Raw genomic sequence first — 21,019 nt, forward strand, 5'->3', positions numbered from 1 at the left:
CGGTTCAGCCCCGCACCAGCAGCTGGAAGTCGAACGCGTACCGGGACGCGCGGTAGATGTGCGCCCCGTACTCGACGGGCCGGCCCGTGTCGTCGTACGCCGTCCGCCGCATCGTCAGCAGGGCCGCGCCCTCCCGCTCGGCCAGCAGCAGTGCCTCCTCGGCGGTGGCACAGCGGGCGCCGACGCTCTGGTGGGCGCTGCGCAGGACGATGCCCGCGCAGCGCAGCATGCGGTAGAGGCCGGTGGCCTCCAGGCGGTCGGTGTCCAGGTCGAGGAGGCCGGGCGGGAGGTAGTTGCGCAGATACGCCACCGGGCTGGCGTGGGTGGTGCGCAGCCGTTCCAGGAGGGTGACGTCGGCGCCCTCGGGGAGGCCGAGGGCGGCGGCCGCGTCGGCGGGGGCGGGCACGGTGTCGTTGCGCAGCACGCGGGTGGCGGGCTGCTGGCCGGCCGCCGCCAGATCGTCGTAGAGGCTGGTCAGTTCGAGGGGGCGTTTGACCTGCCGGTGCACGACCTGGGTGCCGACCCCGCGGCGGCGTACCAGCAGTCCCTTGTCGACCAGGGACTGCAGGGCCTGGCGGACGGTGGGGCGGGACAGGCCCAGCCGCGCGGACAGGTCGATCTCGTTGCCGAGCAGCACGCCGGGCGCGAGGGCGCCGCGCTCGATGGCCGCCTCCAGCTGCCGGGCGAGCTGGTGGTACAGCGGGACGGGACTGACCCGGTCGAGGACGAGGTCCAGGGACGCGAGGGCGGCACCGGGCGGGGTCATGGACGGGCACCTCCTGGGGCGGTTGGCCGCCGCGCCCGGGGGTAGGGAACGCCCACGACGCGGTCCGTCGCGATCAGATGGTGGGCGCGGGCGCCCACCCTGTCAAGCCTTTGTACTGACATTCTGACCTGCGCCTGAAATGATGTCTTGACAAAGTATTGACAGCGGGTGTGCCCAGGGAGTGGAATCCGGACCCAACAGCCGTGCCTTCCCCCTGTCGCACAGTGAGGTGCAGGAAAGATGGACCGCTCTCGCCCCCGCTCCCGCAGATTCGCCCCCGCCCTGGCCGTGGCCGCGGCGGCGGCCCTGGCCCTCGCCGGCTGCTCCAGCAGCTCCGGCGGCAAGAAGGCGGAGGAGGACGGCGGCGGTGGCGCCTCCGCGGGCAAGGCCGGCACCCCGCGCATGACCGTCGCCCTGATCACCCACCAGTCGCCCGGCGACACCTTCTGGGACATCGTCCGCAAGGGCGCCGAGGCCGCCGCCGCCAAGGACAACGTCAAGCTGATCTACTCCGCCGACCCCAACGCCGGCAACCAGGCCAACCTCGTGCAGAACGCCATCGACCAGAAGGTCGACGGCATCGCCGTCACCCTCGCCAAACCGGACGCCCTCAAGGACGTGATGAGCAGGGCGAAGGCGGCCGGCATACCCGTGGTCGGCCTCAACTCCGGGGTCGGCGAGTGGCAGAAGCTCGGCCTGCTGGAGTTCTTCGGCCAGGACGAGACCGTCGCCGGCGAGGCCCTGGGCAAGCGCCTGAACGAACTCGGCGCCAAGAAGGCCGTGTGCGTCCTGCACGAACAGGGCAACGTCGGCCTCACCCAGCGCTGCGACGGCGTGAAGAAGACCTTCTCCGGCGCGATCGAGAACCTCTTCGTCAACGGCACCGACATGCCCTCGGTCAAGTCCACCATCACCGCCAAGCTCAAGCGGGACGGCGACATCGACCACGTCGTCGCCCTCGGCGCCCCGATCGCGCTGACCGCCGCCCAGTCGGTGTCCGAGTCCGGCAGCGACGCCAAGGTCGCCACCTTCGACCTCAACAAGGAGCTGACCAAGGCCATCTCCGCCGGCACCATCGAGTTCGCCGTCGACCAGCAGCCCTACCTCCAGGGCTACCTGGCCATCGACTCCCTGTGGCTCTACGAGAACAACGGCAACTACATGGGCGGCGGCGAACAGCCGGTGCTGACCGGCCCGGCCTTCGTCGACAAGTCCAACGTCGACAGCGTCGACAGGTTCGCCGCGAAGGGCACCCGGTGATGAGCATGGCCCAGCAGGCACAGCCGGCGGCGACCGCGCCGCCGGCCCCCGGCCCCGGGAAGGAGACCGGGCGCACCGCGCAACGGCCGCTCGCGCGGCGGCTGTTGGCCCGCCCCGAGGTCGGTGTGTTCCTCGGCGCGCTGGCGGTGTTCGTGTTCTTCCTGATCGCCGCGCCCGCGGTGCGCGACGGCAGCTCGATGGCGAACATCCTCTACCAGTCGTCCACCATCGGGATCATGGCCCTGCCCGTGGCCCTGCTGATGATCGGCGGAGAGTTCGACCTCTCCTCCGGCGTCGCCGTCATCACCTCCGCGCTCACCGCGAGCATGATCAGCTACCAGCTGACCATGAACGTCTGGGTCGGTGTGATCGCCGCCCTGGCCGTCTCCCTCGCCGTGGGCCTGTTCAACGGCTGGATGCTGGTGCGGACCGGTCTGCCGAGCTTTCTGGTCACCCTCGGCACCTTCCTGATCCTCCAGGGCGTCAACCTCGCCGTCACCAAGTGGGTCACCGGCAACGTGGCCACCGACGACATCAGCGACATGGACGGCTTCGGCCAGGCCAAGGCGGTCTTCGCCTCCAGCTTCGACGTCGGCGGCGTCCAGGTGAAGATCACCGTGGTGTGGTGGCTCGTCTTCGCCGCCCTCGCCACCTGGGTGCTGCTGCGCACCAAGTACGGCAACTGGGTCTTCGCCGTCGGAGGCAGCAAGGAGAGCGCGCGGGCCGTCGGTGTCCCGGTGACCTTCACCAAGATCTCGCTGTTCATGCTGGTCGGCCTCGGCGCCTGGTTCGTCGGCATGCACCAGCTGTTCTCCTTCAACACCGTGCAGTCCGGCGAGGGCGTCGGCCAGGAGCTGATCTACATCGCCGCGGCCGTCATCGGCGGCTGCCTCCTGACCGGCGGCTACGGCTCGGCCGTCGGCCCGGTCTTCGGCGCCTTCATGTTCGGCATGGTCCAGCAGGGCATCGTCTACGCCGGCTGGAACCCCGACTGGTTCAAGGCGTTCCTCGGCGTGATGCTGCTCGGCGCCGTCCTGATCAATCTGTGGGTCAGCCGCACGGCGACCCGGAGGTGAGCCACCGATGACCGACCACCCTCTCGTGGAACTGCGCGGCGCCGGCAAGTCCTACGGCAACCTCCGCGCCCTGCACGGCGTCGACCTCGCCGTCCACGCCGGCAAGGTGACCTGTGTGCTAGGCGACAACGGCGCCGGCAAGTCCACCCTCATCAAGATCGTCTCCGGGCTGCACCGGCACACCGAGGGCGACTTCCTCGTCGACGGCACCCCGGTGCGCTTCTCCACCCCGCGCGAGGCCCTGGACCGCGGCATCGCCACGGTCTACCAGGACCTGGCGACCGTCCCGCTGATGCCCGTGTGGCGCAACTTCTTCCTCGGCTCCGAACTCACCAAGGGCCCCTGGCCCCTGCGCCGCCTGGACATCGAGCGGATGAAGAGGACCGCGGACGAGGAACTGCGCGCCATGGGCATCGTCCTCGACGACCTCGAACAGCCCATCGGCACCCTCTCCGGCGGTCAGCGCCAGTGCGTCGCCATCGCCCGCGCGGTCCACTTCGGCGCCCGCGTCCTCATCCTCGACGAGCCCACCGCCGCCCTCGGCGTCAAACAGTCCGGCGTGGTCCTGAAGTACATCGCCGCCGCCCGCGACCGCGGCCTCGGCGTCATCTTCATCACCCACAACCCCCACCACGCCTATATGGTCGGCGACCACTTCAGCGTGCTGCGCCTGGGCACCCTCGAACTCAGCGCCGCCCGCGACCAGGTCACCCTGGAGGAGCTGACCAACCACATGGCCGGCGGCGCCGAACTGGCCGCGCTCAAGCACGAGCTGGCCCAGGTGAGCGGCGTCGACACGGCCGGGCTCCCCGACGCCGAGGACGTCACGCCGAGGCCGGGGGCCGGCTGACCGGCTGGGGCACGGGGGCCTCGTCGGCCCGCGGCTGTGGCGTGCCGGGCCGGCGGCCCCGTACCAGCAGCACCGCCCCGGCCGCCCCGAGGAGCACCCCGAGGACCGCGGCGCCGGCCGGTGCGGTCGTGCCCAGGGCCCGCAGCTGCGCGTTGTCCTGCTCGGCCTTGTCCACCGCGGCCTTCTGCGTGGCCTCGGTGTGCGCCAGCTTCGGCACGTCCAGCAGCACCACCGCGTCCTCGGTGGCGCCGGGCGCGCGCAGCACCTGACGCGGACCGAGCTCGGCGTACAGGACGCGTCCGGTGGTCTGGTCCACGATCAGCTTGATGCCGTGGTTGGAGTACCACTCCTCGGCGAGCACCTGCGGGGCGCCCGCGCGCCCCACCAGCGCGCCCGGCACCTGCCGGGTGCCGACCTTGGTCGGGGCGACGGTGCCGGTGAACACGTACCCCTCGTACCCGCGGACCTTCTCCGTCCCCGCGTACGCCAGCGGGACGGTCGCGCCGAGCGTCCTGTCCCACCATTGATACGTGCGCTTCTCCACGTCGAAGGGGAACTTCAGGAACGCCTCACCCTCGTGGTACGGCTCCTCCTCGCAGCAGTGCGCGGGCCGGTTGGTGGCGCGGTCGGTCACCCAGCGGGACACCGAGAAGTCCAGGGCGTCGTGCGGATCGGCCGCGGGCAGCGACTTGTCCGTGTCGACCGTCGTCACGACGTCCCACACGGCCTTCCCGCTCGCCTCACTGTCCTCGACGTCGCCCCGCACCCGCTGGGTGACGGTGATCCGCCGGTCCTCGACCGTCTCGGCCTCGTCGACGTCGAAATAGCTGCCCCGGCCCTGGTAGACGGCGGTGACGTCGATGTCGATCGGGTTCACGGCCGCGCGGGGCTTGACGTACCAGACCAGCATCGGTGCGAGAACCAGCAGAAACACGCCCACGCCCAGCAGGATCAGGGACAGCGGTGAGGCACTCCGACGCATCCGGCACTCCCGAGGGTTCGACTGCCGGGACCGTAGGAGGGCAGGAGGGGCCGCGTCTACGCACGCGGGTGACAAAAACACGGCCGGCGGGACCGGATCCGGGCTGCGCCGCGTGGGCGCGACGCGCCACGGCGATCGCCGCACCCGCCCACGGCCCGGATGGACGCCCCCGGAAGGCGCCGCGTCCCCCACCGTGCGAGATTCCCCTCAGGAGGGGGCCGGTCGCGGCGTCGCAGTCCTCCCGCGTGCTGCTCGGGTGATCGCACCGGCCTCCCTCCACCACCGGCCCGTCAGCCGGTGCGCACCTCCGCCACCCCCACCGGCCGGTGCCCGGCCAGCGACAGCGCGCACGCCTCCGCGACCCACCCGGCCTCCAGCGCGTCCGCGACCGTGCACGGCGAGGGCCGGGACCCGGCCACCACCTCGGTGAACGCGGCGAGTTCGGCGCGGTAGGCGGCGGCGAAGCGGTCCATGAAGAAGTCGTGCGGGACGCCCGCGGGGAAGCTCACCCCCGGCTCCACCGACCTGAGCGGCAGCTTGTCGTCCAGACCGACGGCGACGGAGTCCAGGAACCCGTGGATCTCCAGGCGCACGTCGTAACCCCGCCCGTTGTGACGGGAGTTGGACACGACCGCGATCGTCCCGTCGTCCAGCGTCAGCAGCGCGCCCGCGGTGTCCGCGTCCCCGGCCTCCTCGATGTAGTCGGCGCCCCGGTTGCCGCCGACCGCGTACACCTCCGTCACCTCGCGCCCCGTCACCCAGCGCACGATGTCGAGGTCGTGCACCGCGCAGTCCCGGAAGATGCCTCCGGACGCGGCGACGTACGCGGCGGGCGGCGGCGCCGGATCCAGCGTCGTCGACCGTACGGTGTGCAGGGCGCCCAGCTCCCCGGAGCGCACCGCCTCCCGAGCGGCGGCGAAACCCGCGTCGAAGCGGCGGTTGAAGCCGATCTGCACCGGCACCCCGGCCTCCTCCACCACCTTGAGCACCTCGACGCCCTCGCCCATGGTCCGGGCCACCGGCTTCTCGCAGAACACCGGCAGCCCGGCCGCCACGGCCGCCCGGATCAGCCCCGGATGGGCGTCGGTCGCCGCGGCGATCACCACGCCGTCCACCCCCGCCGCCAGCAGCGCCTCGGGGGAGTGGGCGACCTCGGCGCCGAACCGCTCGGCGGCGGCCTCGGCCGCGCCGGCCGACGGGTCGGCCACCACGAGCGAGTCGACCGCGTCCAGTCCGGACAGGGTCTCGGCGTGGAAGGCGCCGATACGGCCGAGGCCGAGGATTCCGATGCGCATGGTGCTCCCTGGTGCGTGGCGGCGGTCCGTCATGGTCCGCGAGGGGTACGGGGCCGGTCGTGCGCCATTCTTGTCAGGACAAACCCCTCGCGCCACCATCAGGAGGCCGTCAAAAACCCCTCAAGGAGCCGTCCCATGGGCCACCCGTTCCCGATCCGCGAGATCGCACGTCAGGCGGGACTGAGCGAGGCCACCGTCGACCGGGTGCTCAACGGCCGGGGCGGCGTGCGCGAGAGCACCGCCCAGGAGGTCCGGCGGGCCATCGCCGACCTGGACCGGCAGCGCACCCAGGTGCGGCTCATGGGCCGGACCTTCATGGTCGACCTCGTGATGCAGGCGCCCGAACGCTTCACCACCGCCGTGCGCGCCGCCCTGGAGGCCGAGCTGCCCGGCCTGCGCCCGGCCGTGCTGCGCTCCCGCTTCCACTTCCGCGAGACCGGGCCCGCCGCCGAACTGGTCCGCACCCTGGACCGCATCGCCCGGCGCGGCTCGCAGGGCGTCCTCCTCAAGGCCCCCGACGTCCCCGAGGTCACGGACGCCGTCGCCCGGCTCACGGCGGCCGGCGTCCCCGTGGTCACCCTGGTCACCGACCTGCCCGGCACCGCCCGGTCGGCCCACGTCGGCTGCGACAACCGGGCCGCCGGCGCCACCGCCGCCCATCTGACGCAGCAGTGGCTCGGCGACCGCCCCGGCCATGTCCTCACCACCCTCAGCAGCGGCTTCTTCCGCAACGAGGAGGAGCGCGAGATGGGCTTCCGCGCCGTCATGCGAGCCCGGCAGCCCTGGCGCACCCTCGTGGAGATCACCGAGGGCGACGGCCTGGACGCCACCCAGTACGACCTCGTACGCGCCGCCCTCGACCGCGACCCGGAGATCCGCGCGGTCTACTCGATCGGCGGCGGCAACGACGCCACCCTGCGGGCCTTCGCCGACCTCGGCCGCCCGTGCACGGTGTTCGTCGCGCACGACCTCGACCACGACAACACCCGCCTGCTGCGCGCACACCGCCTCTCCGCCGTGCTCCACCACGATCTGCGCCACGATCTGCGCCAGGCATGTCACGCCGTGATGCGCGCCCACGGCGCCCTGCCGCCGGCCGGTCCGGTACCGCCGTCCGCGATCCAGGTGGTCACGCCGTACAACATCCCTACGACGGCTCCACGCTGACCCAGGCGCCGCTGTGCGCCGAGGCCGCCATCGCCTCCAGCGCGGCGGCACTGCGCACGGCGTCCGCGAGCGTCGCCCCGTAGGGCCTGCCCTCGGCGACCGACCGCAGGAAGCGGTACGCCTCGATCACCTTGAGGTCGTCGTAGCCCATGGCGTTGCCCGCGCCCGGCTGGAACGCGCCGAACTCGCCGTCGCCCGGCCCCACGTACACCCGGCTCACCGGCTGGTCCTGGTAGGCCGTGCCGCGGCTGACGCCGAGCTCGTTCATCCGGCGGAAGTCCCAGAACAGCGCACCGCGGGTGCCGTGCACCTCGAAGCCGTACGCGTTCTGCTCGCCGACCGAGACCCGGCACGCCTCCAGGACACCGCGGGCGCCGGAGGCGAAGCGCAGCAGGCAGCTGACGTAGTCCTCGTTCTCGACGGGGCCGGGCGCGCCGCCCGCGGCCCGGGTGTGCCCGGCGGTGGCGCCGCGGGGCCGGGGGCGCCCGGGGAGGAACACCGCGGTGTCCGCGGTGAGTTCGGTCAGGTCGCCCAGCAGGTACCGGGCGAGGTCGACGCCGTGCGAGGCGAGGTCGCCCAGCACCCCGCTGCCGCCGCGCGCCCGTTCGTACCGCCAGGTCAGGGCGGACTCGGGGTGGGCCGCGTAGTCGGAGAACAGCCGCACGCGGGCGTGGGTGACGGTGCCGATCTCCCCGGCCGCGATCAGGTCGCGGGCCCTCTCGACGGCGGGCGCGTTGCGGTAGTTGAAGCCCACCGAGCCCTGCACGCCCGCGCCGGCGACGGCGTCGGCGACCGCGCGGGCGTCCGCGAGGGTCAGACCGACCGGCTTCTCGATCCACAGGTGCTTGCCGGCCGCCGCCATCGCCGCACCGATCTCGCGGTGCAGGAAGTTCGGCGCGGTGACGCTGACCGCCTCGACCCGCGGATCGGCCGCCACCTCCCGCCAGTCGCGGGTCGCCACGGCGAACCCGAACTGCTCGGCCGCCTCCTCGGCCCGCCCCGGCACCTCCTCGGCCACCGCCACCAGCTCCGGCCGCACGGCGAGCCGCGGATAGTGGTGCAGCACGCGGGCGTAGGCCCGGGTGTGGACCCGGCCCATCCAGCCGAACCCGACGACGGCGACACCGAGGGGGCGCGCGACCATGGCAGCTCCTACTTGGACCGGTCCAACAGCTGTTCAGCCCACCCTGCGCGCGCTTCCCCGAGGGTGTCAACCCCTTTGACAACCCGGCGCGCCGCGTGGAACGGTCCATCCCATGAGACCGCCGACCATCCGTGACGTAGCCGAACGCGCCGGAGTGTCCAAGTCGCTGGTCTCGCTCGTGCTGCGCGGTTCCCCGCAGGTGCGGCCCGAGAAGCGGGACGCCGTGCTGCGGGCGGTGCGCGACCTGGGCTACCGGCCCAACGCCGCCGCGCGCAGCCTCAGCGAGCAGCGCACCCGCACCGTCGGCGTGCTCCTGAGCGACCTGCGCAACCCCTGGTTCGTCGACCTGCTGGACGGCCTGAACTCCCTGCTGCACGACAACGGCCTGAACATGCTCCTCGCCGACGCCCGCCTGAACCGGCGCGCCGGCCAGGACCCGGCGGGCCCCCTCATGGACCTCGGCGTGGACGGGGTCGTGGTCGTCGGCACCCTCCCCGAGCCCGCCGCCCTCGGGCCGGTCGCGGCACGGGTCCCCGTCGTCGTGGCCGGCGCCCGCGAGCCGGTGCCGCCGGGTGTCGACCTGGTGGCCGGCGACGACGAGCAGGGCGTCCGCCTGGTCACCGAGCACCTCATCGCCCTCGGCCATCGCCGGATCGCGCATCTCGCCGGGTACGGGGCGGTCGGCGAGCTGCGCCGGCGCGCCTTCGAGCGGACCATGCGGGAGCACGGGCTCGCCGACGGGGCGCTGGTGGAGCCGGGCGACATGACCGAGGAGAGCGGCCACCGGGCCGCCGTGCGCCTGCTCGCGGCCCCGCACCGGCCGACGGCCGTGATCGCCGTCAACGACACCGCCGCCGTCGGCGCGCTGTCCGCCGCCGAGGCGCTGGGACTGCGCGTCCCGCACGATGTGTCGGTGACCGGCTACGACAACACCGGCGTCTCCCGGCTGTGGCACCTCTGGCTCACCACCGTCGACCAGGCCGGCCACGAGGTCGGCCGCCGCGCCGCCCGCTACCTGCTCGACCGGTTCGCGGGGGAGCGCGGCGAGGGCCGGGTGCACCTCGCGGTGCCGACACTGCAGGTGCGGGGGACGACGGGACCGCCGCCGGAGGGTGTGGGGTGAGGACCGGCAGACCTCGGGGACCGATGGGGGAGGCCGACGCCAGAGGTCGACGCCAGAGGCCGATGTCAGAGGTCGATGTCAGAGGCTGATGTCAGAGGCTGATGTCGATGTCAGAGGTTGATGGCGTACGCCTTGCGCAGTGTCTCGTGGACCGTCCACGTCGTACGGTCGCCCGCGCGCAGCACCGCCATGTCGCCGGGGCCGACCTCCAGCGTCGGCCCGCCCTCGACCTCGACCGTCGCCGAGCCGCTGACGACCACGAACAGCTCGTCCGCCTCGGTGTCGGTGACGACGCCGGGGGTGATCTGCCAGATGCCCCGGATCTGCCGCCCGTCGGCCGACTCCCAGAGCACCTTCCCGGTCACCTCGGGGTGTCCGGACACGATCTGCGCCGGGTCGAGCGGCTCGGGTTCGAGCTCGGCGTCGGGGATGTGGAGAGCGAAGCTGTGCGTCATGCGCCCGACCCTAGCCAGCGGGTCCGGGCCGCCGGCGGCGACAGAGTGTGGGGTATCGCCCCTGGTGACAGGACAGTTCGTCGGGGCGCCGGAGTGGCGGGGGCGCGCGGGCCGGGTCATCGTGGAGGATCGGGTGCAGGGCAGAGCAGCGAGAGGGAGCGAGTCGTGATCGACGTCCAGCGGCAGATCGAGGCCGTGCACCGCCGGGTCGGGCGGCGTGACTTCAAGGGCGGCGAGGTCCGCGTGGTGAGCCTCGGGCAGACGTACGACGTCCCGGTCGAGGACCTGTGGGCCGCGCTCACCGACGCCGAGCGGATCCCGCGCTGGTTCCTGCCCGTGTCGGGGGAGCTCGGTCCCGGCGGCCGCTATCAGCTCCAGGGCCACGCCGGCGGCACCGTCGAGCGCTGCGACCCGCCGAAGGGCTTCCTGGCGACCTGGGAGTACGGCGGTGACGTCAGCTGGATCGAGGTCCGGCTGGTGCCGGAGGGCGAGCGGCGCACCCGCTTCGAACTGGACCACATCGACCCCGACAGCGACGACAAGTGGGCCGACTTCGGCCCCGGCGCGGTCGGCGTCGGCTGGGACATGGCCCTGGTCGGCCTCACCCTGCACCTGCCCACGGGTGCCGCCGTGGACCCCTCCGCGGCCATGGCCTGGTTCGGCTCCCCGGAGGGCCTGTCCTTCGTCCGCGCCGGCAGCGAGGCATGGTGCGCCGCGAACATCGCCGGCGGCGAGGACCCCGCCGTGGCCCGCGTCGCCGCCGACCGCACCACCGCCGCGTACACCGGCCAGGACGCCTCCTCCGCATGAGGTAGGCTTTATCCCGCATGATCACGCGGTCACCGCTGATCACCGCATCGGGACGTGGCGCAGCTTGGTAGCGCACTTGACTGGGGGTCAAGGGGTCGCAGGTTCAAATCCTGTCGTCCCGACTGATGCGAAGCCGCAGAGCGAGGCCGTTCCGGAGGAATCCGGGGCGGCCTCTTCTCGTGCAACGGCCCTGAGGTGTACGGGGGATGCCGCCGCGGCCGGGCGGGGCCCGTGCGGGTTCCGTGACGGGCGGTCGCTTCGGACTGCGGAGCCCCCCTGACGGGCGTATCGCTTCGCACTGTGGAGCCCCCTGACGGGCGGTCGCTTCAAACTGGTGAGCGAGAGGTGGGGCGGATGTGGCTATGATCCTCCGCAGCAAGGCCGTAGCGCAGAGGTCGTCGCGCCCAAGCAGCGAGCTGGAGGACGTCGGTTCGAATCCGACCGGCCTTGCGTCTCCTTGAAGTCGACGCGGACGCCGGGCACCGGCGCAGGACCGGTGGAGTGGTGATGAGCCAGCCGACAACACCCGTACGCTGCCCGGCGATCGAGCACCCCGACCTGCCGCTCGCCGACCCCGCGCGGCTCGGCCCGCTGGTGGCGCGGCTCGCGGACGCGCGGCCCGTCACCGAGGACGAGACGTTCCCGCTGGGCACGCTGCGCGCCGACGGCCGTGTGGACCTGTGCAAGCGGGGGCTCGGCCCGCGGGGCGCCGCCCGGCTGCTGCCCGCGGCCACCGCCTCACCGCACGCCGCCCATCTGCTGCTCGGCACCAACTCCCTGGGCGACGAAGGCGTCCGGTCCGTCGCGCGCGCCCTGACCGCCGACGCCTCCCACGGCATCCACACCCTCTACCTCGGCTGCAACCGCATCGGCCCGGACGGCGTGAACGCCCTCGCCGAGGCCCTCGCCGACGACACCTCGGTACGCGCCCTGTGGCTCAAGCGCAACCCCGTGGGGGAGTCCGGCGCCCGTGCCCTGGCCGCCCTGCTGCGCCGCAACCCCGCGCTGCGCACCCTCGACCTGGTCAACTCCGGTATCGGCGCCACGGGCGTACGGCTGCTGCTGGACGCCCTGCTGGACCGGGACACCCCCGTCGAGCGGCTGTTCCTCGGCGGCAACGGCCTGACCGCCGCCGAGACGCCGCTGCTCGCCGCGCTCGTCCGGGACGCGGGCGTACGCGAGCTGTATCTACCCGCCAACCACCTCGGCGACGAGGGCGCCGCCCTGCTGGCCGCCGCCACCGACCCCGCCCGCCCCGTCCGGCTCGGCCTCGGCGGCAACGGCATCGGCCCCGACGGCGCCCGCGTACTCGCCGGTGCCCTCGACGGCATCGACACCCTCGACCTCGGCCGGCCCCTGTCCGAGCGCAGCCTCGGCGCGCCCGCCAACAACACCGGCGACGACGGCGCCCGCGCCCTGGCCGCCGCCCTGCCCGGCAGCCCGCTGCGCCGCCTGGAACTGCGCCACACCGGCATCACCGGCCGCGGCGCCAAGAGCCTGCTCGCCGCCCTGCCCGACGGGCACCGTCTGGAGTACGTCGGTCTCGGCCCCGGACTGCCCCGCCGGGTCAAGCGCTCCTTCGCCGAGCGCCTGCGCCCCGCTCGCCCCACCCACCCCGACCTGCACGCGATCGGCAGCGTCTACCGATGAGCACACAGCCCCTGCCGCCCGGTGCCCTCCCGCCCGCCGACACCGCCGCCTGGGCACGCATACGCCGCTACGCCGTCCCGCGCCGGATGATCGAACGCGCCACCGAGGCCCGCCTGGCCGGCGACTGGCGGGCCGCCTGCGCGGTGGCCGCCGTGGACGTCCCCGACGACCTCGACCCGGAGCGGATCGCCGACCGCCACGGCCCCGAGACCGCCGCCCGCGTCCTGGACGACCTGCGCCATCTCGCCCCCGACCTGCTGCGCTGGCACCTGCCGCGGATCCTCGGCGGCCACACCACGATCACCCCCGCCCAACGGATCGTCCTCGCCTCCTACGGCACGGACGGCCCCGTCCTGTCGCTGACCACCTCCCCGATGCTGGAGGGCCCCCAGCGGCTGCGGCTGCACCTCGAACCCGCCGCCGAGGCCCAGCGCGACCGGCTGCACGGCCTGATCCACGGCAGCCAGGACTGGACGGCCGCCCGCCGCTTCTGGGACGCCCGCCGCACCGCAGAACTCCGCCTGAGCGCGGGCCCCGCCGACTGCGCCCGGCTGCCGTTCCTGCACCCCGACGGCACCGCGCTCGCGCCCGCCGACCTGCCCACCGAGGACCCCGGCCCCGCCGACCCCGCCGCGCGCGCCGAGTGGGTCGCCGTCCTCCAGTCCCGCGGCGCCCATGCGGAGGCGTACGCCGCCGCCGGGCTCGACCTCGACCTCACCACCCCGCCCCGCGGCCCGCGCTCCTACCGGGACCTCGACGTCGCCGAGTTCATCACGCACATCGCCCCGGACCTGACCCGTCTCGCCCCGGAGACACGGCTGCTGGAGCGCGCCGGACGCGGGACGCGCTTCCGCCTCCCCGTGGACTGGCGCGGCTCCCTGCTGATCACCCTCGACGGCGAGGGCGGCCCGGTGCGGGTCGGCGGCCTGGACCGGGGGCTGGGCGAGGACCTGCCCCCGCTGCCCGACTACGCCTGGCAGCGGCTGCCCGACATCGCGCTGCTGCGGGCCGGCCGCATCCGCATCGAGGACCTGCATCCGCTGGTCGCGGCCGCCCTGTTCCCGCACGCCGCCCCCGCCGCCGGACCGCCCGGCCCCGACCTGCCCGCGCCGGTCCGGGTGCGCTGCGGCGCCGACTGGCACGAGATCGGTTCCAGGAACGGTGTGCTCGACATCCCGCACTCCGAGCAGGAGCAGCAGCGCGAACTCGCCCTGCGCGCCTTCGGCGGTACCGTCTCCGGCTGCTTCGCCGCCCGGCACGCCTGGACCAGCGGCGAGGGACGGCTGCCGCGCGCCCTGCGCGACCAGCGGCGCGCGCTGTTCCAGCACATCCAGCACGGCGACACCGCGGCCGTGCTCGCGCTGCTCGACGCCGGACTCGACCCGCAGGTGCGCGACCGCAAGGGCCGCGGCCTGCTGCACGTCCTCCACCTGCTCGAGCACCGGGAGCTGCTGCCGCGCCTGCTGGCCGCCGGACTCGACCTGGAGGCCCGGGACAAGGCCCGCCGCACCCCGCTCCAGGTCGCCGTCGCCGAGCGCGGTTCGACCGCCCTGGTCGCGGACCTCCTGGACGCCGGTGCCCGCATCGACGTCGTCGACGAGAACGACCTCTCCCTCGCCCAGGTCATCCGCCGCTACCGGCGCACGGACCTGCTGCATCTGCGCCGCCGCGTGCTGGCGGAGCACCCCGGCCTCGGTGCCGACTGGTGGGACGAGTGGATGGCCGAGCGGTACACCGACGACGCGGACGGCGTATGGGACGAGGACCGCCCGGCCGAGAACGACGAGGACAGCCACGGATGACCGGTTCCCCGCCCGCCGCGCTCGCGGCGGCCGACGACCTCAACGCCCGCCTCCGCCGCACCCGCAGCGAACCGGCAGGCAACCCCCAACTCGAAGCGCTGGCCCTCGCCGTGACGGCCAATCAGCCGGTGCTGCTGTGGGGCGAGCCGGGCATCGGCAAGTCCGCCGGCATGGAACAGCTCGCGGCCGCGCTCGGCGTACGCCTGGAGACGGTCGTCGCCAGCGTCCACGAACCGTCCGACTTCGCCGGACTGCCGATCGTCGGCGACGACCCGGCCGACCGGGGCGTGCCGATGGCCCCGCCGGACTGGGCCGTGCGCCTCGCCCGTACCGGCCACGGGCTGCTGTTCTTCGACGAGTTGTCCTCGGCGCCGCCCGCCGTGCAGGCCGCCCTGCTGCGGGTGGTCCTGGAACGCCGGGTCGGCAGCCTGGAGCTGCCCGAGCCGGTACGGATCGTCGCCGCCGCCAACCCGCCCTCCAGCGCGGCCGACGGCTGGCATCTGACCCCGCCGCTCGCCAACCGCTTCGTCCACCTCGACTGGACCCACGATCCGCGCACCGTGGCCCGCGGCATGGCCGGCGTCTGGCCGGAGACCGCCCTGCCCGCGGTGGAGCCCTCGCGGGTGCCGGGCGCGGTGGCGCGGGCCCGCGGGGTGATCTCCGGCTTCCTGACGGCCCGCCCCGGCCTGGTGCACCACATGCCCCAGGAGGCCGAGGGCCGCGGCCGTGCCTGGCCCTCCCCGCGCACCTGGGAGATGGCGCTGCGCCTGCTCGCCGCGGGCTACGCCTCCGGCGCCGGACGCGAGGCGCTCGCCGCCGCCGTGACCGGTGCCGTCGGCGAGGCCGCGGGCATCGAGCTGCTGTCGTACCTGGAGAACCTCGACCTGCCCGACCCCGACAAGGTCCTCGCCGACCCCTCGGCCTTCGCGCTGCCCGAACGCGGCGACCGCCAGCTGGCGTTCCTCATCGCCGTGGTCGCCGCCGTGCAGAGCGAACCCACCCGCCCCCGCTGGGAGGCCGGCTGGGACGTCCTCGCCAAGGCCGTGGACGCCGGGGTGCCCGACGTGGCCGCGCGCGCCGCCCGCGACCTGGCCGCCCTGCGGCAGCCGGACTGGCCGATCCCGCCGGGCATCGACGCCTTCCTCGAACTGCTCCAGCTCGCCGGCGCCCTGCCCGGCGCGCGCTGACCCGCCATGACCGCCGCGCCCGGCCGGACCGGCGCCCTGGACCGCGCCAAGCTGCTGGCCGCCCGCTACAAGGCCGCCGAGGCCCGCCCCTACCTGGCCTCCGCGCTGTACGCGCTCTCGGTCGTGCCCACCGAGCAGGTGCCCACCATGGCCGTCGACCGGCACTGGCGCTGCTATGTCTCGCCCGCCTTCGTCGAGGCCACCGGCGTCGAGGAGCTCGCCGGGGTCTGGGTCCACGAGGCCGCGCACCTGCTGCGCGACCACCACGGCCGCGCCGACCGGCTGCCCGCGGCCGACCAGCGCGACCGGCTGCGGGTCAACATCGCCCAGGACTGCGAGATCAACGACGACCTGCTCGCCGACGGGCTGCGGCTGCCCGAAGGACGCGCGGAACCGGGCCTGTTCGGGCTGGCCACGGGCCGGCTCTTCGAGGAGTACCTGCCCGGCGTCCCCGCCACCTGCCCGCACGCGGACTGCGGCTCCGGCGCGCACGGCGTGCCCTCGCCCTGGGACCTGGGGGAGGGCGCGGGGGTGACCGGGGTCGGCCCGGTGGAGGCCGAGGCGCTGCGCCGCCGCACCGCCCAGGCGATCCGCGCCCACCAGCGCTCCCGCGGCACGCTCCCGGCGGGCTGGCGGCGCTGGGCCGAAGAGGTCCTGGAGCCCGCCGTCGACTGGCGCAAGGCCCTGACCGGCGCCGTCCGCGAGGCCGCCGCGTGGGCGGGAGGCGCCGTCGACTACACCTACCGGCGCCCGTCCCGCCGTACCCCCGCCCTCGGCGGCCGGGTGGTGCTGCCCAGCCTGCGCCGACCGCTGCCGCGCGTGGCGATCGTCGTCGACACCTCCGGTTCGATGGGCGAGGACGACCTCGCCGCCGCGCTCGCCGAGGTGCGGGGCGTGCTGCGCGAGGTCGGCGTCGGCGGCAACCGGGTCGCCGTCCTCGCCTGCGACGCCGACGTCCAGGCCGTCGCCCGGGTCACCGCCGTCGACCAGGTCGAACTCGCGGGCGGCGGCGGCACGGACATGGCCGTCGGCATCCGTACGGCCCTCGCCGCGCCCGAGCCGCCGAGCATCGTCGTCGTCCTCACCGACGGGTACACCCCCTGGCCGCCGGAGCCCGTCTCCTGCCGTCTCGTCGTCGCCCTGATCGGCCAGGACGCCCCCGAGCCGCCGCCGTGGGCGGAGACCGTACGGATTCCCGGCGGCCGCTGACCTCCCGCATGCCGGACGCCCCCTTGACGGGGGCCGGAGGCCGGGCGGAGACTCCGGAGAGAATTCCTAGCGAATGGGTAGGGAAACATGGGGCGCCGTGAGCAGGTCACCACGTGGCCGCCCCGCGCGTTCCCGCGGCCACCGCTGCTGACCTCCCGCCGCCACATCGACCTGCTGCGCGTCTGCAGCGCGGCCGGCGCCGGGGGCCGGGGCCTGCCGTCCTGACCGGGCACCGGCGGTGAGCTGCGGCGCGTGCCCGCCGCACCGGATGCCGTGCCACCGGTCGCACCGCGCGACAGACCCCGAGCCCGGCCGACCGCCGACTCGCCCTCCGCCCGCGTACGTCGACGCCTCCACCCAGGGGAGAACCATGTCCGTCGCCCCCCTCGCGCCCGCCCTCAGAGCCCGTATCGGCCCCGACTCGCGCAGCGGCCACTACCCCGTGCCGCGCCGCTACCGCCTGTATCTGTCGACCGCCTGTCCCGACGGTCTGCGCCTCGCCGCCACCCACGCCCTGCTCGGGCTCGGCACCGCCCTGCCCGTCACCCGCCTGCCCGCCGCACCCGACCTGCCCGACGGCGGCCACTCGGCCCTCCTCCCGCTCTACGAGGCGAGCGCGCACCGCCACCCCGGACCGGCGGCCGCGCCGGTGCTGGCGGACGACTGGACCGGCCGGGTCGTCAACACCCATGCCCCGGACATCATGAGCGACCTCGCGCACTGCTTCGGCGCGGGCCGCCCCGCCCTGTACCCGATCGGCGCCGAGGCGGCGATCGCGCAGGTGCGGCGGCTGTGCGCGCACGGCGACCTGGGGGAGCTGCGGCCCCGCCCGGACGGATACCTGCTGGGCCCCCACCCCACCGCCGCCGACATCGAGTTGTGGGTCGCCCTCGTACAGCGCGGCACCTCGGCCAAGGCGCCCCTGCACCCCACTCTGGCGGCATACCTCCGGCGGCTGACCGCACACCCCGCCCTCCGCCCCCTGCTCGACCGCGCCCGACCCCGGCCCGCGGACCGGCCCTGACAGGCGCGGCCACCGGCGCCCCGCCCACCCCGACGCGGCCCGCGCCACGCGGGCGGCGTCATAGGGCCCCTCACACCCCGGACACGCGAAAGCCCCGCACCTCCCTCGTAGTGCGGGGTTTCCGCGGGCGGTCGGGACTTCGTCACCCTCCCCCGAAGGCGACGAAGTCCCGGCCGCTCCCCCGGTGCCGGACTGTGGTTCTCGCGTGTGCTGTCACCAGCACATGACCGCGGTCTCGCCCGGACCCCAGCCGGAGTACAGACGGACCCGGACGAAGTAGCGGCGCCCCTTGACCAGCCGGGCGCGGAGCCTGGCGTTGCGCGGGGTGCCGCCGTCGTCGTCGCCCGCGAGATAGCGGGGCTCCCCGTCCCGCTCCTCGAACAGCACGACGACGGTGTCGCAGTCGCCGAACGCGGCGACGGTGTACTCGCGCGTCTCGGCCGGTTCGACCGTGAAGTCCGCCTGCTCGCCCGGGCCGAGACGCAGCGGCGCGGACCGGAACGGCACCAGCGCGGGCGGCCGGGACGCGTCCAGCGGCGGATACCAGCGCAGGACGAACTCCTTGTCCAGCGGCGACAGCGTGCCGGGCGGGTCGAGTCCGCCGCGGAACTCCTCCGGCTCCAGGATCAGCCCCGGCGGGAACGGATACTCCATCACCGACTGCGGGTCCCACACCGAGCCGTTGACCTCGGCCGGGCTCAGCTTGCGCAGGATGTTGACGTCGGTGGTCTCCCGGCTCCAGTGGTTCGGCGGGCCCGCCAGCTCCGCGTAGACCGCCTCGTCGTCGAAGTGGATCCCGGCGCACGGCGCCTGGTGCTCGTGGCGCATGCCCAGCGCGTGCCCGATCTGGTGCAGGGCCGTCGCACGCTCACCGGGCGCGGTCAGGTCCCAGCCGAAGTTCATGGTGCGGTCGTTGATGCCGACGCGCAGCGCGTCCTTGCCCACCGCCGACCAGGAGCCGTCGCCCAGCTGGAACCCGATGCGCAGCTCCGCCTCCGAGCGGTCGGCGACCTCCACGAAGGACAGCCCGATGCCCAGGCCCTGCCACTCCCCGAACGAGGCGCGCACCACGTCCCGCTGCTCCTCGCCGCCCACCCACGACACCCGCCGGGTCTCCCCGGATCCGGGCACATGGATGACCGAGGCGTCGGACCGGGCGTCGAAGAAGTAGTAGTGCAGGACCGTGCCGTTGACCCACTTGGGCCGGCCGCCCACGAGCGCGCTCAGCCGCTCGGCGGCCAGCCCCGGCGCGAACACGGGGGCCGGTGCCTGCGCGAGCGAGCAGTAGCGTCCGGTCATGGGAAGAGACTGCCGCCGGGCCGCCGCCGGACGCCTGAGTCGGGGTCTGCTCAAGTCGCCCTGTATCAGAAGTGAGTAGCCGCACTCCTGTTACCGTGACGCCTTTCGAACGGGACGCCAAGACCCTGGACACACCCTGGCCGTTCACCGGCCGGGAGGAGGAAGTGGAGCTGGTGCGCCGGTCCCTGACCGGCTCCCGGCACGGGATCGTCGTGACCGGGCCGGCCGGCTGCGGCAGGACCCGGCTGATCGAGGAGGCGGTACGGGGCACGGACTGCGTCCGCACGTCCGGCACCCCCGACAGCCGTGACACGCCCTTCGCCGCGTTCGCCACCCTGCTGCCCGAGTCCGTCACTTTGCACCGCGCCGTGCGCCTGCTGTCCGGCGTGCGGCTGCTGGTCGTCGACGACGCCCACCTCCTCGACGACGCCTCCGCCGCGCTGGTCCACCAGCTCGCCGTGCACACCCGCACCCGCCTGATCGTCGCCGTCACCGACGCGGCCCCGGCACCCGGTGCGGTGCGCCGCCTGTGGACCGGCGACCTGCTGCCCCGGCTCGCCCTGGAACCGCTGCCCCCGGACGACACCGTGCGGCTCCTGGAGGCCGGCGCGGGCGGACCGGTGGAGCCGCTCACCGCGCGCCGCATGCACCGCCTGTGCGGCGGCGACCTGCGGCTGCTGCGCGACCTGCTCGACGCGGTCCGCGCCCGCGGGCTGCTCACCGCCGACCCCGGCACCGGGGAACACACCTGGTACGGTCCGCTCCCGCTGACCCCCACTGTCCGGGAGCGGACCGCACCGGTCCTCGGCCGTACCGACCCCGCCGAGCGCGAGACCCTCGACCGGCTCGCGTTCGCCGAACCCCTGCCGCTGGACGCCGCCGACTGCGATCTGCGGATCCTCGAACGCCTGGAGGCCGACGGCCTGATCCGCGTCGAGGACGGCCCCCGCCCGCCCGACGCCGTCCGCCTCGCCCACCCGCTGCACGGCCCCGCCCTGCGCGCCGCCGCGGGCCGCCTGCGCGCCCGGCGCCTCGCCCGCACCGCCGACGAGACCGACCTCGCCCTCAAGACGGAGGCGGCCACACTGGAGCGCCGGATCGAGGAGGCCGACGTACGGGACGTCCCGACGCCCGCGGGGGAGTGGCTGCTGGAGTCCGGCGGCCCGGTGCCGCCCGCCTACGCCGCCGCCCGCGCCCGCTTCGCCCGCCTGCGCGGCGAACTCCGCGACGCCGCCGCGTGGGCCCGCCGGGGCCTGCACCACCTGCCCGACGACGCCCCGTGCCTCCTGGAACTCGCCCTGAGCGACGCCCAGTCGGGCAGGGGCGGCCCCCCAACGGGCGGCACGCCGCGCCCCGCGGCGGCCTGGGTCGCGGCGGCGCGCGGAGACCTGGAGGGTGCGCTCGCCGCACTCGACGCGCGGCGCCCCTACGACGCCGTCCGCCTCGGCGCGCCCGAGCGTGCCGCCGGACTGCTGCCCGCCGGCAGCGTGTTCGCGGCGCAGGCCGAGGCGCTGGCACGCCGGGACGGGTCCGCGCTCGACCGGGCCGCCGAGGCGCTGCGCGAGCGCGGCTTCCTGCTGTTCGCGGCGGAGGCGCACGCCCAGGCCGTCCGCGCCCACCGCGACCCGCTGGCCGCGCGGACCTCCCGCACCCGTGCCGTCGCCCTCGCCCGCCGCTGCCAGGGCGCCCGCACCCCGGCCCTGACCGGCCTGGTCCTCGGTGAACTCACCGCACGGCAACGGCAGATCGTCACCCTGGCCGCCGCCGGCCTCAGCAATCGGCAGATCGCCGAACGCCTCACCCTGTCCGTACGCACCGTCGGCAACCACCTCTACAGCGCCTATACGCGCCTGGGCGGCGACCGGCAGACCCTGCCCTGCCTGGTGGCCGTCCCCGAGGCGAAGTCGGCGTGAGTCCGGG

19 protein-coding genes and 2 tRNA genes are annotated in these 21,019 nt (G+C 74.7%); 15 read left to right on the forward strand and 6 right to left on the reverse strand.

Annotation, left to right across the window (positions count from 1 at the left end; all coding sequences use genetic code 11):
* Window positions 1-4: 4 nt before the first annotated feature.
* Window positions 5-766: a GntR family transcriptional regulator gene (locus ACSU6M_RS29140; protein WP_437073643.1), complete on the reverse strand. Its 762-nt coding sequence runs from the start codon at window positions 764-766 to the stop codon at window positions 5-7.
* 240 nt (window positions 767-1,006) lie between these two features.
* On the opposite strand from ACSU6M_RS29140, the gene ACSU6M_RS29145 reads away from it, so the two are divergent.
* Genes ACSU6M_RS29145 through ACSU6M_RS29155 form a run of 3 tightly spaced genes read left to right on the forward strand, consistent with a single transcriptional unit; the run spans window position 1,007 to window position 3,952 of the window.
* Complete coding sequence (locus tag ACSU6M_RS29145) at window positions 1,007-2,026, forward strand: sugar ABC transporter substrate-binding protein (protein ID WP_437073644.1); 1,020 nt, start codon at window positions 1,007-1,009, stop codon at window positions 2,024-2,026.
* Complete coding sequence (locus ACSU6M_RS29150) at window positions 2,026-3,102, forward strand: ABC transporter permease (protein WP_437073646.1); 1,077 nt, start codon at window positions 2,026-2,028, stop codon at window positions 3,100-3,102. The genes ACSU6M_RS29145 and ACSU6M_RS29150 overlap by 1 nt, the downstream gene beginning before the upstream one ends.
* 7 nt (window positions 3,103-3,109) lie before the next feature.
* Window positions 3,110-3,952, forward strand: coding sequence for an ATP-binding cassette domain-containing protein (locus tag ACSU6M_RS29155; protein ID WP_437073647.1), 843 nt, complete (start codon window positions 3,110-3,112; stop codon window positions 3,950-3,952).
* Here the strand turns inward: ACSU6M_RS29155 and ACSU6M_RS29160 are convergent.
* Together ACSU6M_RS29160 and ACSU6M_RS29165 are read right to left on the reverse strand one after the other, a co-directional pair.
* Window positions 3,927-4,934, reverse strand: coding sequence for a DUF3068 domain-containing protein (locus ACSU6M_RS29160; protein WP_437073648.1), 1,008 nt, complete (start codon window positions 4,932-4,934; stop codon window positions 3,927-3,929). The genes ACSU6M_RS29155 and ACSU6M_RS29160 overlap by 26 nt on opposite strands.
* A gap of 290 nt (window positions 4,935-5,224) precedes the next feature.
* Window positions 5,225-6,229 (reverse strand): Gfo/Idh/MocA family protein, encoded by a 1,005-nt coding sequence (locus tag ACSU6M_RS29165; protein ID WP_437073650.1) that lies wholly within the window; start codon window positions 6,227-6,229, stop codon window positions 5,225-5,227.
* 135 nt (window positions 6,230-6,364) lie between these two features.
* Between ACSU6M_RS29165 and ACSU6M_RS29170 the strand changes: the two genes are divergently transcribed.
* Window positions 6,365-7,396 carry a LacI family DNA-binding transcriptional regulator gene (locus ACSU6M_RS29170; protein WP_437073651.1) on the forward strand — a complete coding sequence of 344 codons (1,032 nt, stop codon included), beginning with the start codon at window positions 6,365-6,367 and terminating at the stop codon, window positions 7,394-7,396.
* On the opposite strand, the gene ACSU6M_RS29175 is transcribed toward ACSU6M_RS29170, so the two are convergent.
* Window positions 7,377-8,540 carry a Gfo/Idh/MocA family protein gene (locus ACSU6M_RS29175; protein ID WP_437073653.1) on the reverse strand — a complete coding sequence of 388 codons (1,164 nt, stop codon included), beginning with the start codon at window positions 8,538-8,540 and terminating at the stop codon, window positions 7,377-7,379. The two genes, ACSU6M_RS29170 and ACSU6M_RS29175, sit on opposite strands and share 20 nt — an antisense overlap.
* Before the next feature lie 112 nt (window positions 8,541-8,652).
* Here ACSU6M_RS29175 and ACSU6M_RS29180 point away from each other — a divergent pair, with 112 nt between their 5' ends.
* Window positions 8,653-9,663, forward strand: coding sequence for a LacI family DNA-binding transcriptional regulator (locus ACSU6M_RS29180; protein WP_437073654.1), 1,011 nt, complete (start codon window positions 8,653-8,655; stop codon window positions 9,661-9,663).
* A gap of 110 nt (window positions 9,664-9,773) precedes the next feature.
* Here the strand turns inward: ACSU6M_RS29180 and ACSU6M_RS29185 are convergent, their stop codons facing one another.
* On the reverse strand, window positions 9,774-10,118 hold the full coding sequence (locus ACSU6M_RS29185) for a cupin domain-containing protein (RefSeq protein WP_437073656.1): 345 nt from the start codon (window positions 10,116-10,118) through the stop codon (window positions 9,774-9,776).
* A gap of 165 nt (window positions 10,119-10,283) precedes the next feature.
* On the opposite strand from ACSU6M_RS29185, the gene ACSU6M_RS29190 reads away from it, so the two are divergent.
* From ACSU6M_RS29190 to ACSU6M_RS29230, 9 genes are all read left to right on the forward strand, one after another.
* Window positions 10,284-10,928 (forward strand): SRPBCC domain-containing protein, encoded by a 645-nt coding sequence (locus ACSU6M_RS29190; protein ID WP_437073657.1) that lies wholly within the window; start codon window positions 10,284-10,286, stop codon window positions 10,926-10,928.
* 48 nt (window positions 10,929-10,976) lie between these two features.
* Window positions 10,977-11,050: transfer RNA gene (locus tag ACSU6M_RS29195), tRNA-Pro, on the forward strand.
* Between the two features lie 255 nt (window positions 11,051-11,305).
* Window positions 11,306-11,378, forward strand: a tRNA-Arg gene (locus ACSU6M_RS29200).
* A gap of 57 nt (window positions 11,379-11,435) precedes the next feature.
* Window positions 11,436-12,578 carry a gala protein gene (locus ACSU6M_RS29205; RefSeq protein ID WP_437073658.1) on the forward strand — a complete coding sequence of 381 codons (1,143 nt, stop codon included), beginning with the start codon at window positions 11,436-11,438 and terminating at the stop codon, window positions 12,576-12,578.
* The gene (locus tag ACSU6M_RS29210) at window positions 12,575-14,380 is read left to right on the forward strand and encodes an ankyrin repeat domain-containing protein (RefSeq protein ID WP_437073659.1); all 1,806 of its coding nucleotides are present in this window, start codon (window positions 12,575-12,577) and stop codon (window positions 14,378-14,380) included. Before ACSU6M_RS29205 ends, ACSU6M_RS29210 begins: the two co-directional genes overlap by 4 nt.
* Entirely contained in the window at window positions 14,377-15,567 is a 1,191-nt protein-coding gene (locus ACSU6M_RS29215) for an AAA family ATPase (protein WP_437073660.1), read from the forward strand. Before ACSU6M_RS29210 ends, ACSU6M_RS29215 begins: the two co-directional genes overlap by 4 nt.
* A 6-nt stretch (window positions 15,568-15,573) precedes the next feature.
* Window positions 15,574-16,776, forward strand: a complete 1,203-nt coding sequence (locus ACSU6M_RS29220) for a vWA domain-containing protein (protein ID WP_437073662.1) — start codon at window positions 15,574-15,576, stop codon at window positions 16,774-16,776.
* Window positions 16,777-16,863: 87 nt separating this feature from the next.
* Window positions 16,864-17,001, forward strand: coding sequence for a putative leader peptide (locus ACSU6M_RS29225; protein ID WP_437073664.1), 138 nt, complete (start codon window positions 16,864-16,866; stop codon window positions 16,999-17,001).
* Between the two features lie 145 nt (window positions 17,002-17,146).
* Window positions 17,147-17,800, forward strand: coding sequence for a glutathione S-transferase family protein (locus ACSU6M_RS29230; protein ID WP_437073665.1), 654 nt, complete (start codon window positions 17,147-17,149; stop codon window positions 17,798-17,800).
* 213 nt (window positions 17,801-18,013) lie between these two features.
* Here the strand turns inward: ACSU6M_RS29230 and absR1 are convergent, their stop codons facing one another.
* On the reverse strand, window positions 18,014-19,099 hold the full coding sequence (gene absR1, locus ACSU6M_RS29235; RefSeq protein WP_437073666.1) for a beta-glucuronidase AbsR1: 1,086 nt from the start codon (window positions 19,097-19,099) through the stop codon (window positions 18,014-18,016).
* A 95-nt stretch (window positions 19,100-19,194) separates the two neighbouring features.
* Here absR1 and ACSU6M_RS29240 point away from each other — a divergent pair, with 95 nt between their 5' ends.
* Complete coding sequence (locus ACSU6M_RS29240) at window positions 19,195-21,012, forward strand: LuxR family transcriptional regulator AbsR2 (protein ID WP_437073667.1); 1,818 nt, start codon at window positions 19,195-19,197, stop codon at window positions 21,010-21,012.
* The last annotated feature ends 7 nt before the right edge of the window (window positions 21,013-21,019 follow it).

This window comes from Streptomyces sp. enrichment culture, from assembly GCF_964272895.1.
In the GTDB taxonomy this organism is placed as follows: Bacteria; Actinomycetota; Actinomycetes; order Streptomycetales; family Streptomycetaceae; genus Streptomyces.